The organism is Fructobacillus sp. ESL1096 (genome assembly GCF_058511985.1).
In genome coordinates this window covers 762,392-776,829 of sequence record NZ_CP196400.1, presented here as the reverse complement: position 1 = coordinate 776,829, position 14,438 = coordinate 762,392, and the positions used below count along the sequence as shown (strand labels likewise).

At 42.4% G+C, this 14,438-nt stretch carries 15 protein-coding genes; 2 read left to right on the top strand and 13 right to left on the bottom strand.

Annotated elements, in window-relative coordinates; translation table 11 throughout:
- Positions 1-324 precede the first annotated feature (324 nt).
- Together ACSYSR_RS03730 and ACSYSR_RS03725 are read left to right on the top strand one after the other, a co-directional pair.
- A complete protein-coding gene (locus tag ACSYSR_RS03730) occupies positions 325-1,485 on the top strand; it encodes a 5-methyltetrahydropteroyltriglutamate--homocysteine S-methyltransferase (RefSeq protein WP_489816103.1) in 1,161 nt (386 codons plus the stop codon).
- A 191-nt stretch (positions 1,486-1,676) separates the two neighbouring features.
- Positions 1,677-2,108: an arsenate reductase ArsC gene (locus ACSYSR_RS03725; RefSeq protein ID WP_489816104.1), complete on the top strand. Its 432-nt coding sequence runs from the start codon at positions 1,677-1,679 to the stop codon at positions 2,106-2,108.
- A 33-nt stretch (positions 2,109-2,141) separates the two neighbouring features.
- Here ACSYSR_RS03725 and ACSYSR_RS03720 read toward each other — a convergent pair whose 3' ends face one another.
- From ACSYSR_RS03720 to ACSYSR_RS03660, 13 genes are all read right to left on the bottom strand, one after another.
- Positions 2,142-4,256 carry a KUP/HAK/KT family potassium transporter gene (locus ACSYSR_RS03720; protein WP_489816105.1) on the bottom strand — a complete coding sequence of 705 codons (2,115 nt, stop codon included), beginning with the start codon at positions 4,254-4,256 and terminating at the stop codon, positions 2,142-2,144.
- Positions 4,257-4,837: 581 nt separating this feature from the next.
- Entirely contained in the window at positions 4,838-5,065 is a 228-nt protein-coding gene (locus ACSYSR_RS03715) for a hypothetical protein (protein ID WP_252773400.1), read from the bottom strand.
- A gap of 24 nt (positions 5,066-5,089) precedes the next feature.
- Entirely contained in the window at positions 5,090-5,743 is a 654-nt protein-coding gene (locus ACSYSR_RS03710) for an amino acid ABC transporter permease (RefSeq protein ID WP_489816106.1), read from the bottom strand.
- Between the two features lie 13 nt (positions 5,744-5,756).
- Complete coding sequence (locus ACSYSR_RS03705) at positions 5,757-6,398, bottom strand: amino acid ABC transporter permease (RefSeq protein WP_489816107.1); 642 nt, start codon at positions 6,396-6,398, stop codon at positions 5,757-5,759.
- On the bottom strand, positions 6,395-7,264 hold the full coding sequence (locus tag ACSYSR_RS03700; RefSeq protein ID WP_489816108.1) for a transporter substrate-binding domain-containing protein: 870 nt from the start codon (positions 7,262-7,264) through the stop codon (positions 6,395-6,397). The genes ACSYSR_RS03705 and ACSYSR_RS03700 overlap by 4 nt, the downstream gene beginning before the upstream one ends.
- A gap of 47 nt (positions 7,265-7,311) precedes the next feature.
- Positions 7,312-8,049 carry an amino acid ABC transporter ATP-binding protein gene (locus ACSYSR_RS03695; protein WP_274705168.1) on the bottom strand — a complete coding sequence of 246 codons (738 nt, stop codon included), beginning with the start codon at positions 8,047-8,049 and terminating at the stop codon, positions 7,312-7,314.
- 247 nt (positions 8,050-8,296) lie between these two features.
- Positions 8,297-8,950, bottom strand: a complete 654-nt coding sequence (locus ACSYSR_RS03690) for an amino acid ABC transporter permease (protein ID WP_489816109.1) — start codon at positions 8,948-8,950, stop codon at positions 8,297-8,299.
- Positions 8,951-8,962: 12 nt separating this feature from the next.
- Positions 8,963-9,604, bottom strand: a complete 642-nt coding sequence (locus ACSYSR_RS03685; protein WP_489816110.1) for an amino acid ABC transporter permease — start codon at positions 9,602-9,604, stop codon at positions 8,963-8,965.
- Positions 9,601-10,470 carry a transporter substrate-binding domain-containing protein gene (locus tag ACSYSR_RS03680; RefSeq protein ID WP_252773394.1) on the bottom strand — a complete coding sequence of 290 codons (870 nt, stop codon included), beginning with the start codon at positions 10,468-10,470 and terminating at the stop codon, positions 9,601-9,603. The genes ACSYSR_RS03685 and ACSYSR_RS03680 overlap by 4 nt, the downstream gene beginning before the upstream one ends.
- Positions 10,471-10,495: 25 nt before the next feature.
- Positions 10,496-11,233, bottom strand: coding sequence for an amino acid ABC transporter ATP-binding protein (locus tag ACSYSR_RS03675; protein WP_274705167.1), 738 nt, complete (start codon positions 11,231-11,233; stop codon positions 10,496-10,498).
- A gap of 233 nt (positions 11,234-11,466) precedes the next feature.
- Complete coding sequence (locus ACSYSR_RS03670) at positions 11,467-12,000, bottom strand: hypothetical protein (protein ID WP_252773393.1); 534 nt, start codon at positions 11,998-12,000, stop codon at positions 11,467-11,469.
- 236 nt (positions 12,001-12,236) lie between these two features.
- Positions 12,237-12,713 carry a DUF805 domain-containing protein gene (locus tag ACSYSR_RS03665; RefSeq protein ID WP_252773392.1) on the bottom strand — a complete coding sequence of 159 codons (477 nt, stop codon included), beginning with the start codon at positions 12,711-12,713 and terminating at the stop codon, positions 12,237-12,239.
- 114 nt (positions 12,714-12,827) lie between these two features.
- Entirely contained in the window at positions 12,828-14,024 is a 1,197-nt protein-coding gene (locus tag ACSYSR_RS03660; protein ID WP_489816111.1) for a DNA/RNA non-specific endonuclease, read from the bottom strand.
- Positions 14,025-14,438 lie beyond the last annotated feature (414 nt).

Genomic DNA, 14,438 nt, shown 5'->3' with positions numbered 1-14,438 from the left:
ATAAGCAAGATAACAACTGCAGTGAATGGATGAGTAATTCGCAAGCAATTCTACAGAAAACCGTGATTTGATGAGACACGGTGGCTTGGCTACGGATGAAAATGGTCCAGGAGCGGTTCATAGTTTGGTGAGTCCTCTGTGATAAGCTGGCTACGGTTAACAACCGTTATCATGTTGCGATATAGCCCCCATTGGTGTATCGACTAAGGCTGGTGATAAGACCGGCAAAGTAGAGTGGTACAGCGTTCACATGCGCCTCTAGGTTAAGATTTAAAAATCTAAACCTGGGGGCGCTTTTTAGTGTCTAGAAAAAGGAGAACAGACATGGCAGAAACAGCAGTAGCAACATTGACAAAAGCCCCCGTTCATTTTGATATCGTGGGTTCATTCCTCCGCCCAGAGCGCTGGAAGCAGGCTCAACGAGACTTAAATGACGGCAAAATCAGCCAAGCAGACCTGACCAAAATTCAAGATGAAGAAATCAAGAATTTAGTCGAAAAGGAAGTCAAGGCTGGCCTTCACTACGTTTCAGATGGTGAATTCCGTCGCCACTGGTGGCACTTGGATACTTTCTGGGGTTTTGAAGGCATTAAAAAGACAAATGTCGACCACGGATACCTTTTCCACGATGTTGAAACACGGGCTGAGTCAGCCCAAGTTGATGGCAAGATTCGCTTCACCGACGACCATCCTGATTTGAAAGCCTTCTTGTACTTGAAAGAAATTACCAAAGATTTGGATGTTATCCCCCGTCAAAGCATCCCATCTCCTGCACAAGCCTATGCTGAATTAGTTCGTGGCGAGGAAAACATTGCTATTTTGAAGAAGTTTTACCCAAAGCACGAAGACCTTATCCATGATTTGACCACTGCCTACCACGACCTCTACTTAGCTCTTTATGCAGCTGGTTGTCGCGACATTAAGTTGGATGACTGTACTTGGGGTATGCTCGCCGATACTGATTTCTGGGCAGAACAAAATATCGATCAAAAGGGCGTTGATGAACTCCAAGCAGAATACTTGAAGATTAATAATCAATCATTGGAAAACTTGCCTGAAGATCTTCGTATCAGCACACACGTTTGCCGTGGAAACTATGCTTCTACATGGGCAGCAAAAGGCGGTTACGCAACCGTTGCCAATACTCTTTTCACAAAGGAAAACGTTGAATCCTTCTACTTGGAATTTGATGACGACCGTTCTGGTGACTTTGCACCATTGGCGAAGGTTCCTGCCGGCAAGCAAGTTGTTTTGGGCTTGGTAACCTCCAAAAAACCTGAACTAGAAGACCCTCAAGTTTTGATTGACCGGGTCAGGGAAGCTAGCCAATTCGTTCCTTTGGAAAATTTGGCTTTGAGTACGCAATGCGGTTTTGCTTCCACTGAAGAAGGAAACCACCTAACAGAAGATGAACAATGGGCCAAGATTAAATTAGTTGTCGATACGGCCGAAAAAATTTGGGGATCGGTGGACAGTAATTCATGAAACAATGGCAAAAATGGACGACAGCCGCCGTCCTGATAGTGGCTGTTGTGAGATGATTCCTACAGAGTTAAAAAGAGTTCGCTCCGTCCTCTTTGAAAAGTGATTACTTTTGAAAAATCCCGCTTAATTGAACGGGATTTTTTGATTGCCAATCTTGTATAATATTAGATACTATAATTTGGAGAAAAACAATGCAGCTTTACTTTTTATGCACTGGTAACTCGTCACGAAGCCAGTTTGCCGAGGTTTACGCCCGTTACTATGCACCAACAGATTGGTCAATCAAAAGTGCTGGCACCAACCCCCGTGGCGTCCATCCGCAAACAATTATGGTATTAAACCAGGAAGGCTTTGATACCACTCATCTAACCTCTGATTCGATCGATGATAACTTTTTCAATTCATCTGACTACATTGTGACCCTTTGCGGTGATGCTCGAGATAATTGCCCAATCACAACCGACTCCGTCCAAACAATTCATTTTCCATTAGCAGACCCTGCCAGGGTAACTGGCTCCGATGAAGAAATCACTGATTTTTTCCAAAAAACCGCAACAGAAATTAAGCATCTAATGCAGACATTCATTACCGACATACAAAAAACGCCTAAGGTAGACTTCTGAAGAAGCCACTTAGGCGTTTTTACTAAAATTCATTTATTGATGGTGAGAACCACGATCAAGATGGTGATCATCCCCATCTTGGCGGCGCTTCCTATCGACTGGGTTCACTGGATCATCGATTCGGCGGTTCCAGCGATCCATCTTAGGCATCTGATTTTTAACTTCCAACTGCCGCAGTTTCGAAACGGTTTTATGCTCAATAAAGAGCGGAACAACCTCTTCAACCGTATCACTCAAGCGCAAGCGGTAAAAATAACGGAGGTGGACAGAATGTGACTGCAACCAAATTCGACCACCAATTAAGAATCGATCCCATGATGAAATCTTGGAGACAGCCTTCAAATCAGTATAGTAGTTATTAGTAATCACATACTTAAAGTCACCAATACTGCGGTTTTTATCGAGCCCATAGCGAATCTTTTGTGGCTCAAGAACACCCTGCTTAACCAAAACCTTGGCAATTTGGTGAATGTAATATTCAACTTGTGGGTCAACCTTGAAACCAAGGTTTAAAACAACTCGAACCATATTTTGGCTTCCCATCAAATCGACTGAATAACTCTTTTCGTATGGGTTAATGGATTCTCGAATCGTGACAAACCAGTAAACCTTGGCCCGCTTTGGCCTTGCCCCCAATAGCGAGTAGATGACTGACTTCTTAATTTGATAATCATCATGAACGTTCACGATATAAACTAAGTTTTTCGCCATCAAAGGCTCTTCTGAGTCGTTGGAGAGCTGCATCAACTGGCGGCGGTAGTCTTTCAAGGACAAATAATCATTGTTATAAGACAGTGCTTCACGACGCTTGTTTCCATAGAACCAGAAAACCATGACCGACAAAATTAGCAGCATCAAAATCACTGTGAAGTATCCACCATGAATGAACTTACCCAGACTGGCAATCAGGAAGAGGGTTTCCAGCAAGCCAAAGGGAACGGCAAACAAAATAGCCAGGCTTGTACGAGTCTTAAAGCGAATAAACTCGAACAACAACGTCGTCGTCATCAGCATCGTAACCGTGATTGCCAAACCATAGGCTGATTCCATATTATGAGAAGTCCGGAAAAGCACCACAACGATTACGCCGGCAACAAAGAGCATCCAGTTGACAATTGAGATATACATTTGACCGCGGAAGTCGTTTGGATAAGTAATCCGCAACCGGGGCATAATTTTCAGCGAAATGGCCTCCGATACCAAAGTAAAGGCCCCTGTAATCAAAGCCTGCGAAGCAATGACGGCTGCAAGTGTACTCAAGACAACGCCGACCAACCGCCACTGGTTCGGTAGAATATCAAAGAAAAGGTTCAAGTTTGAACCACTTGCATTGTGCATAATCACCCATGCACCTTGCCCCATATAATTCAAAACCAGTGTGACATAAACAAATGGCCAACTTAAATAAATATTGCGCTTCCCTACATGTCCCATATCTGAATACAGCGCTTCAGCACCAGTCGTCGCCAAGAAGATATTTCCTAAAATAAAAATACCTAGACGGTTATCTGGACTAAACAGCGTCTGTACAGCATAAACAGGCGAAAGAGCCTTTAAAATTTCTGGATATTGAAAGACTTGTAACAGGCCAAAGAAACCAATAAAGGTAAACCAAATTAGCATCATTGGACCAAACATTCGACCAATCTTGGTCGTTCCCTTGCGTTGGAGGGTAAAGACGACCAACAAAATCGTCAACACCACCGGCACAACGAAATCAATTCCCGTTGGAAAGATCAAGGAACCAAACTTTTGCCCCTCTAACCCTTCCACAGCAGACGTAACCGTCACCGCTGGTGTCAAAGCGCCATCGGCCAAAAGAGCCGCCCCACCGACCATCGCCGGGATGATGAGCCACTTCATGTTTCGATTGCGGACTTTACTATACAGGGAGAAGATACCACCTTCACCGTGGTTATCGGCCTGCAAGGCAATTAAGACATACTTAATCGTCGTAATTAACATCAAAGTCCAAAAAACAAGGGAAATTGACCCAATTACCAAGTCCTTCATATTATCGGTATGTGCATTACCGGCAATAATCGCATTCATGGTATATAGTGGGGACGTTCCAATATCACCGTAGACAATGCCTAAGGCGATTAAGAAACCACCATACTTTAACCGCTTCTTTGCTGAATCAGTCATTTCTTCTCTCCTATAAAATCAGCTATTGATGGTCACTTTCTTCATGACTGTTGAGTGCCTCAAAGAACTAATCTAATTTAGATAAAAGTATTTTTCAATCTATTTTCTTGGTTTTCAAATCGTTTTTCCAACATCAAGAGCACTTTTGTCGCGCAACTTTTTTTCTACCAATCAAAGGAGAGTTTAACTCGCTTAGCAGGAATATACAAGGAAAAATCATGCTTTTCATTAGTTCATTTTTACCACTATTTTACTTTTATTTCAACAAACGCTAATTCAGTGGTCATCTAGCAGCATTGACTGGTACCAATCAAGTCCCAACCAGTAAAGAACTATATTAAATTCATTGCAAAAATATCAGCATCATAAGGCTTGGCTGGGTATCTTCGGACTTCCATGCAGGCTGAATTGCTAAACAAGCTCACCTGCTTGTTAACATAAAAAATAGCTAATTAACAACTACTACAATCCTAGTCAAAAATAAAAGACATCACCGGCATCATGATTAGCACTACCTTTCAAATCAGATAGTAGCACATGGATTAGGTGCTGTCTTTTTTGGATACTAACAATCAGCGCTTTTAGTCATTATCGAAGTTATCACGAGCAGCTTGCGCCCATACTTCATCAACCATATTGTTTAGGCCTCGCTGGTCCCCCGCGATACTTTTCTGGACAGCCAAGCTCACATCCGATGCAAAGACGGCCGGCGACTTAATATGATTAACCACAGAAAAGGTGATCAACATAGCAAAAAAAGCCGAGGCCACAATCGCAATAATTTTTGATTTTTTATTTGGATCAAACATACAGAATTGTCCTCTTGTCGTGTTTTAAGCTAATTTTTTGTCAAAGTACTTAGCGATTAATGACAAACCATAGTTTAGCAAAAAGTATACCACCGTCAAGACCACAAGAACAGGAATAATGTAGTTCGTATTCTGAGCATAAACGATTTGGCCCCGGTACGTCATTTCAGCCAGGACAATTCCAGATGCCAAACTCGTATCCTTCACTAAGGAAATCAGCTGCGAAATAATTGGTGGAATCATCTTCTTATAGGCCTGCGGCAAAACAACATGTCCCAGCGTCTGCATGTTGGATAAGCCGTTTGCTCGAGCACCCTCAAATTGTCCTCGATCAACTGCTTCCAGGCCACCACGCACAATTTCAGCCAACATGGCCGACTCAAAGAACGTCATCGCTGCCACAGTCGCCCAAAAAATTGGCAAGTGCAGGCCTAATTGCGGCAAGGCAAAGTAAGTAAAAAAGATAATTAACAGCAGTGGTAAGTTGCGGACAATGTTGTTCAACGTGCCAACAAAGGATGAAAAAAATGGAATCTTTTCAAATTGAATAATCCCCACAATGGAACCAAACAGAAGACTCAAGACAACCGAAAGAGCTGAAACGCCAACAGTAATAGCTAGGCCACCGAACAGATAGCCCATGTTCGCTGAGGTAAAAACGTTAAAAAATTCAGACATGGACTTTTCCTCCTTAAGCATTCTTCTTCAACTTGGTTTCCAAGTGCTGGACGTAGTAACTCAAAGGCATCGTAATCACCAAATAGAAAACACCAATAATGATATAGGTCATAAAGGTATCAAAGGACGCTGCCGCTACCAAATTCCCCTGGTACATTAAGTCCAAACCACCAACAAAGGCTAAAATGGAAGAATTTTTGACCAGGTTGATCAACTGATTTCCCAATGAAGGAATCGCCACCTTAAAGGCCTGGGGTAAAATGATCACCCGCATAGATTGGTTAAAGGTCAACCCGTTAGCGCGAGCTCCTTCCATTTGGCCGGCTTCAATGGACAGAATGCCGGCACGAACCGATTCGGCAATAAAAGCGGATGTGTACAGCGTCAACCCGACCGTTCCAGCGACAAAACCCGTCATCTTAATGACCTTTGCAACCGCCAAGTACAAGAAGAGCGTAACAATCAAGAGCGGAATATTCCGGAAAACTTGAACATAGATATTCCCAATGGCGCGGTTAATCTTCGAAGAGGAGACCTGCATAATGGCAAAGAGGGTTCCCAAAATGAGCGAACCGATTAAGGCAATGATACTGGCCAACAGTGTGTGGCCAAATCCTTGGACAAAAACTGAAAAATATTGATTTAAAAGGCTCATTTGTTTACCTCCAAATCATGCCAATCCAAACCAGGAACATTACGGAACCACTTTTCAACCAAACGGTTGTAGGTACCATTTTCCTGCAAGACCTTTAACGCTCGGTTAGCCTGCTTTGTCATTGGTTTTTGGTTATGATCAAAGGCCATTCCATATGGTGCCTGCGTAAAGATTCCACCAACAAGGTGGTAGTCTGGATTTTCGGTCGCTAGACCATAAAGGATGGCATTATCCGTTGAAAGTGCCTGTCCCTGACCCGATTTCAAGGCCTGCATGGCAGAAGCATAATCCTGCAAGGCAATAATTTTAGCCTTTGGAGCGTACTTTTTCGTCTCTTGGGCGGCAGTCGTTCCGACGACAACTAAAACGGTGTACTTCGGATCGTTCATATCCTTAACAGATTGAATACCTGAGTCTTTTTTAACCAGTAATGATTGACCAGCGTTAAAGTAGACGTTCGTAAAGTCTACAATTTTTGCTCTTTCCGGTGTAATCGTCAACGTGGAAATCAGTCCATCGATATTCGTATTTTTCAGCAATTGAATTCGTGAAGCAGAAGTAACCGGCACAAAAGCTGCTGAAAGTTTCGTATTTGTTTGTTTAGCAATTTGGGCGGTCATCGCCTTGGCCAAGTCAATTTCAAAACCAGCTGGTTGGGCAGTCTTAGTATCCATCAAGCCAAAGAGTTTCGTATCGGCTTTGACACCCCATGTTATTTGCCCCTTCTTTTCAACCCGGGCCAAGGTATCTTGGTGCGCTTTGTTTTTCTCAATCGTCACGCTGGCCCAAAAGGCTCCCAGCAAAATCAGGGTAGCCAAAACCAGCGAGGCAATGATCCCAAAACGGCGTCGTCTAATCTTTTCCATACGCTTTGTCTAACTAACGTCAATTTAGCCAGACCCTTCCTTCCATTTTAGTGATGTTCTACCTGGTTCAAGAACTTCTTGGCCCGTGGTTCTGTTGGGTTCTCAAAGAATGCTTCGGTTGAACTATCTTCTAAGATTCGGCCATCAGCCATAAAAATCACCCGATCAGCAACCGCCTTGGCAAAATTCATTTCATGAGTCACCACCAGCAAGGTCATCTCCGAATCACGCGCAATATCGCGCATAACATCAAGTACACCCCCAATCATTTCGGGGTCCAAAGCAGAAGTTGGCTCATCAAACAGCAAGGCCTTTGGCTTCATTGCTAGTGAACGGGCAATGGCCACTCGTTGCTTCTGTCCTCCTGATAACGCAGCCGGCATGCTATTGGCCTTATCGGCTAAACCAACCTGTTCCAACAATTCCATGGCAATTCGCTTATTTTCAGCTTCATCGCGATGCAAAACCAAGCGCGGTGCCAACATAATATTTTCCAAAACCGTCTGATTATTGTAAAGGTTAAAGTGCTGGAAAACCATCCCAACGTTCTTACGAATTTTATTAATATCTGTCTTGGGATCATGCAGGTCAAAACCATCAACCAACAATTGTCCCTCTTCGATTTCTTCCAAACCGTTGATTGTGCGAATCAAAGTTGACTTTCCGGAACCAGATGGGCCAATCAGGACTACCGTTTCACCCGCGTCAATTTTCAAGTTCACATCATGTAAGGCATGAAAATCCCCATAGTACTTTTGTACATCTTTGAATTCAATCATTGACATCGCTTTTCTCCTCGACAAAAAAGTCGCCCTTTCCTAACTGCAGGAAAAGGCGTTAAGATTAATACGTACATTTTACCATTTATAGCCCCTCTACGTTAGGCATTTTGACTAAAAATCTTGAAACTCACCAACTTCTATTAGCTTATTGCCAAGTAGCCGAACTAATGATTCCTAATTTGTTCGAAAGAAAAAACCATTCAGCAAAGTGAACGGTTTTTCTTCATCTATATTTGTATTAAGTAAACAGTTATGCCAACTTATGATCAAACCACTTGGCAATCAATGACAGACCGTAGTTTAACAAAAAATAAACCAAGGTCATCACAACCAAGACAGGCACGATGAAATTCGTGTTTTGTGCATAGATAATTTGACCACGATAAGTCAATTCCGCAAGAACAATTCCAGACGCCAAACTCGTATCCTTCACTAAGGAAATCAATTGCGAGATAATCGGTGGAATCATTTTCTTGTAGGCTTGTGGCAAAACAATGTGCCACATCGTCTGCATGTTAGACAAACCATTGGCACGTGCCCCCTCAAATTGGCCGACATCAACAGCTTCCAATCCGCCGCGGACAATCTCAGCTAGCATGGCTGACTGGAAAACAGTCATAGCCACAACCGTTGCCCAAAAAATTGGCAAGTGCAGACCTAACTGTGGCAAGGCAAAGTAGGTAAAGAAAATGATTAACAGCAACGGCAAGTTACGGACGATATTATTGATTGTTCCAACGAAGCTTGAGAAGTAAGGAATCTTTTCAAAGAAAACAATTCCAATAATGGAACCAAAAATCAGACTCAAAATAACCGAGATGATTGAAACCCCAACGGTAATTCCTAGACCGCCCATCAAGTAGCCGAGGTTTGCCTCTGTAAAGGCACTAAAAAATCCTGACATTCTGCGGCCTCCTTATGCGTTCTTCTTCAATTTATGTTCAAGGTGTTGGATGTAGTAACTTAATGGCAAGGTAATCAACAAGTAGAAGAGTCCAATGATAATGTAAGTCGTAAAAGTGTCAAAGGAGTTTGCTGCCACGATGTTTCCTTGATACATCAAGTCCAAACCACCAACAAAGGCCAGAATCGATGAGTTCTTAACCAGGTTAATAAACTGATTGCCCAATGAAGGAATCGCCACCTTAAAGGCCTGAGGCAAGATAATCACTCGCATGGCCTGACCAAACGTTAATCCATTTGCTCGTGCGCCTTCCATTTGACCGGCTTCAATAGAAAGAATGCCTGCTCGAACAGATTCAGCAATGAAGGCTGAAGTATACAGTGTCAAAGCAATTGTTCCAGCCGTAAAACCTGTCATCTTGATCACCTTGGCTACCGCTAAGTAAAAGAAGAGCGTGATAATCAACAGGGGAATATTCCGGAAAACTTGAACATAGATATTACCAATTGAACGGGCAACTTTTGAATTCATGACCTGCATAATCGCAAAAATTGTTCCCAAAATTAGTGATCCCACCAAGGCAAAGATACTAGCCAACAGAGTGTAACCAAATCCTTGGAGGAAGACTGAGAAATTCTGTTCAAACAAGCTCATTCGTGCACCTCCAAATCATGCCAATCCAAACCGGGTACTTGGCCAAACCACTTCTTGATTAATTGATTGTAAACACCGTTTTTCTTCATGGTGTTGATTGCCTGATTCACTTGGTCAACCATTGGCTTTTGATCATGATCAAAGGCCGCCCCATAAGGACCATTAGTCAACGTACCACCCACAACCTGGTAGTCTGGATTTTCTGTAGCCAAACCGTACAAGATAGCATTATCGGTTGATATAGCTTGTCCTTGACCGGCCTTCAATGCCTGCATGGCTGAGGCATAGTCCTGCAAGGCAATTGTCTTGGCCTTCGGTGCAAACTTCTTAATGTTTTGTGCAGCGGTTGTTCCGACAACCACCAAAACAGTCTTACTTGGATCGTTCAAATCATTCACTGACTTGATACCCGAATCTTTCTTAACCAAAAGTGACTGACCCGCAGGGAAATATGGTTGACTGAAGTCAACAATTTTTGCCCGTTCTGGGGTAATCGTCATGACACCAAAGACACCATCGATGTTGGTATTCTTTAGTAATTGAATCTTGGAAGCGGTTGAAACCGTCACAAAGGATGGTGTCAACTTTTCGCCCAATTGCTTACTAATTTGCTTGGTGACGGCCTTGGCCATATCGACATCGAATCCTTCAGATTGACCAGTCTTTGTGTCCATCAAACCAAACAACTTAGTATCAGCTTTGATTCCCCAGACAATCTTGCCGCTCTTCTTTACCCGAGTGAGGGTATCCTGGTGCTTGGCATTCTGAGCCACTGTTTGTTGCGCCCAGAATAGACCGAAAACAATCGCCAGGGCTAAAATAATGGTCGCGATTAACCCAAAGCGGCGCTTCTTTGCTTTTTCCATAAAGCAATTCCCCTTTCCCGTCTTCTTAGTGGTGTTCCACCTGGCTTAAGAACTTCTTCGCCCGCGGTTCTTGAGGGTTTTCAAAGAAACTAGCTGTCGAATTATCTTCCAGAATGCGACCGTCGGCCATAAAGATGACCCGATCGGCTACCGCCTTGGCAAAGCCCATTTCGTGAGTCACCACCAACAAAGTCATGGATGAGTCTTTAGCGATATCACGCATAACATCCAAAACATCCCCAATCATTTCGGGATCCAATGCAGAGGTTGGTTCATCGAACAAGAGCGCCTTTGGCTTCATTGCCAAAGACCGAGCAATGGCAATCCGTTGCTTTTGACCACCTGACAAGGCAGATGGCATGTTGTTTGCTTTGTCAGCCAAACCAACTTTTTCGAGCAGCTCCATTGCAATTCGCTTGTTTTCGGCTTCTTCCCGACCCAAAACTAAACGCGGTGCCAACATGATGTTCTCTAACGCTGTTTTATTGTTATACAAATTAAAGTGTTGGAAGACCATTCCGACATCTCGACGGATTTTATTAATGTCAGTTTTGGGGTCGTGAAGGTCTTGACCATCCACAATCAACTGCCCGTCTTCGATTTCTTCTAAACCGTTGACGGTTCGAATCAAAGTCGACTTTCCTGACCCAGAAGGGCCAATTAAGACAACAGTCTCACCCGCATCAATTTTTAAATTGACGTCATGAAGGGCATGAAAGTCACCATAGTACTTTTGTACATTTTTGAATTCGATCATTGACATCGTTTTTCTCCTTACAACATTTATTCTAGTCGACCATAAGTAGACCAAGCTTATTTCCATCTTACGGGTCAACGTCCTAAAATCTGACAAACTTTGTTAGCTAACATAACAAAATAATGAAAAAAAATTAAGTCTTTTCTTATATTGGCCACCTAAAAACAAACAAAAAGAGCAAAAGAAGACAAACGTTCTGCTTTTACTCTAAAATGATTTACCCGTTCTGCCACTGGTTGTTAGGCCTGGTGACCCGTTTCCAATGTATCTTCCAATTTTTCAATTAATGGTTCGACCGGGAAGCGCTTTCTGAGGTAATCAAAAATTGCTAAGATGATTGGTCGGACAATCAAGAAGAAGATTGGTACAGCAACAAAGAACGTTTTCACCCAATTCATCAAGTAACCAGGCAAGAATTGTGGATACAGACGATGGTACATTTCAGTCAACCAGAGCATCATGATGGAAACATTAAGCATCATCACGGTTAATGGCACCGTGTAACTTTCGGATAAATGATTTTTAATAAATTTCGGATAATGCTGATGAAGCCGCATGGTAATTGGCAAGGTCACAAACGTGCGCAGGCAATAAATAAAGACCACAATAACAGGGTACATGAGCCAAACGCGCTCCAACTTTTTTTCGGAAAAACCAAAACGAATAACAGTATTATATGTGGACATGATGGCAACCATCACGATTGGAAAAACCCAAGCAAGAGTATTGGGGTGGTGCAAAAGCTTATGTAAAAATTTGGATAACGATTTCATCTAATCAGTTTCCTTTCATCGATTATATTTTTCCAACAAAAAATCAGCCAGGGCGCCGCGATGGCAACTCTAGCTGATTCAACGGCAGGAAATGTCAAAGTACTTATATTTCAACCATAACAGAAAACCTGACATTTGTCTAAATTTGTTAACATTTCTACCTTACTAGCAATTAAAAAAGCAATTCAGAGTCTGAATTGCTTTCGCAAAATTGTCTTTATTGATGTTGGCCTGTTTTATCGCTGATTTTTACCAATCATTCGAACGTTCGCTAACTTATCGGTTGGAAAGACCATGATCAACAAGATTAGCAAGGACACAATATCGTTCAACGCTCCGTTTGAGCCAAAACCATCAGACAAGATATCGATGGCAAAAACAATCCAAACCAGGACTGCATTCAACCCCGTATCTCTTATACGACGGACCTCTAATGATAAAGCAGGAATCAAAACCGCCAAAAAAATCAACGCTGAGATAACTAACCAGGCGATGAGTCCCCCTGATAAAGTCATTAACCAATGCCAGATATTGAGATTTTCCTGAATTGGTGACAGCCCGGCCACAACCGCAAAAAAAATGGTGGCAACTATCCAAAGGATTGTCAAAATAGATCCAAGTAAAACCATCCACCAATATTCTGCTCTAGTTGCAGTTCCAGTAAAATTAAAATAGTTTTTCCAAAAGCTTTTGAAAGCAGCGCCCATAGTCATTTACGTTGTTCTCCTTCTCTATTCCTGTTAGCCTCCATTGTACGCAAGCAAGGAGAGGCATGCAAGGTGGAATAGGGTTGAAGAAAGGATTTTATTTTGGCCGATTTTTTCTTACTACTTTAACGAGGCACGCTTCCCCTGTGCTTTCGCCTGAGCTTCGGTCATCGTAATAATATTGTTTTTATTAGTGCGTGCTGGCATTGACGCGGTACTATACCAGTATACGTCTGACTTGCCACCACCGGTGACATAAACTGTTCTATCAGATTCACCACTATTACCTTGATCAGGCTGGGTGGATTGCACAGCAGGTTCCGCCGTACTCTGTTCCTGCTTTTTGGTCGTTGAGGAATCTGACTCACTTTTCTGTGTTGGAGAACTCGTACCGGCCTTAGCAACTGTATTTGTTGCTCGTCCACTAGCGTAATCAATCGTCCCATTTGGTGTGCTATTATCCAAAACGACATGGGTAACACCATTATGATCAGTTGATTCTTTATCAGACCCCAACTTAATCGCAAGCATCTTACCCGAGCTGTCTAAACCAACATAATCCAACTTGACCTGACGGGGAATCAATTCATCCCCCTGGTAAATTGGCGTTACTTGATAATCTAGCCAATAATTGGGATGGTTAGCCAACCAAGAATCAAGACGCTTTTCATAAAAAAGCATCGAATCCTGATTGCTATCGTTCATTCCCTGGTAATCACCAGCATTCATCCAAGCCGTTTCTGGTACTAAGTTCTTAGGCTCATCATTCAAGCCACTAAATTGGTAGCCAACCAAATGACCACGATTCATGACCCAAGCCTGCTTGGTCCCATCACCATAATAAAACTTAAAATTATGCCATCCAACAGGATTGTACTTTAATTTTGCTGCCCGCTTTACTTTTGGTTCATCCTTATCCTGCAATTGAATATGAGAATAAGTTGCTCGGCCCAATCGATCTAAGTTACCCATGACCATTTGCCGCTTACCGGTAAAGGCTAAGAGGCCACTAGCCGTTTGCTGTTTATGGTCAACATTGGCACTCGAACTTTGATTACTTACAGCACTACCTGAAGTAGAAGACTTCTTCTTTGACTGCGATGTCGTTGTAGCTGATTTTTTAACCTTTTGCTTGTCATCAGCCTGTGATTGATTGGTAGGTGCCGTTCCCAAAACAATTACAAAAAAAGCCAGCGTTACGACCAGCAGCCACTTACCACGCTTTTGCAACTTTAACCCTGCTCGCTTATTTTTCACCCATTCGACCATTAGCCAAATCAGGGACACGAAAAATAGCATGGCAAAAAATCCATTCATAGTTTCTCCCTCGCTCTTAGCGTGTTTTTGCGCACGTTGTTCAAGTTATGGAAAAAAATACTAAATCTGCTGATTACATTTTTTAGCAATTAAAGACTTTGCTAAAAATTCTCTCTAGTATCTCTACCATCACCCATCCAAACGTTAGACATTTAGATATTAATTTATACCTTTTTCTATTCTACAATATTTTTTTCTAATGTAAATTGATGTATAAAAGTGCAAAGGAGCCGTAATCGAACGTAATTTTATATTGACAAAATCATGACAAAATTTGCAAGCAATCTTTACTTTGGAATTATTCGATTAAAACAGCAAACAACGAAATTCAATAAAACCATCCCCGAGTTATCCGTCTGAAACCTTAACCAATCAAGACTCTTTTATCTGGATACTTTAAAATTCACCATTGAT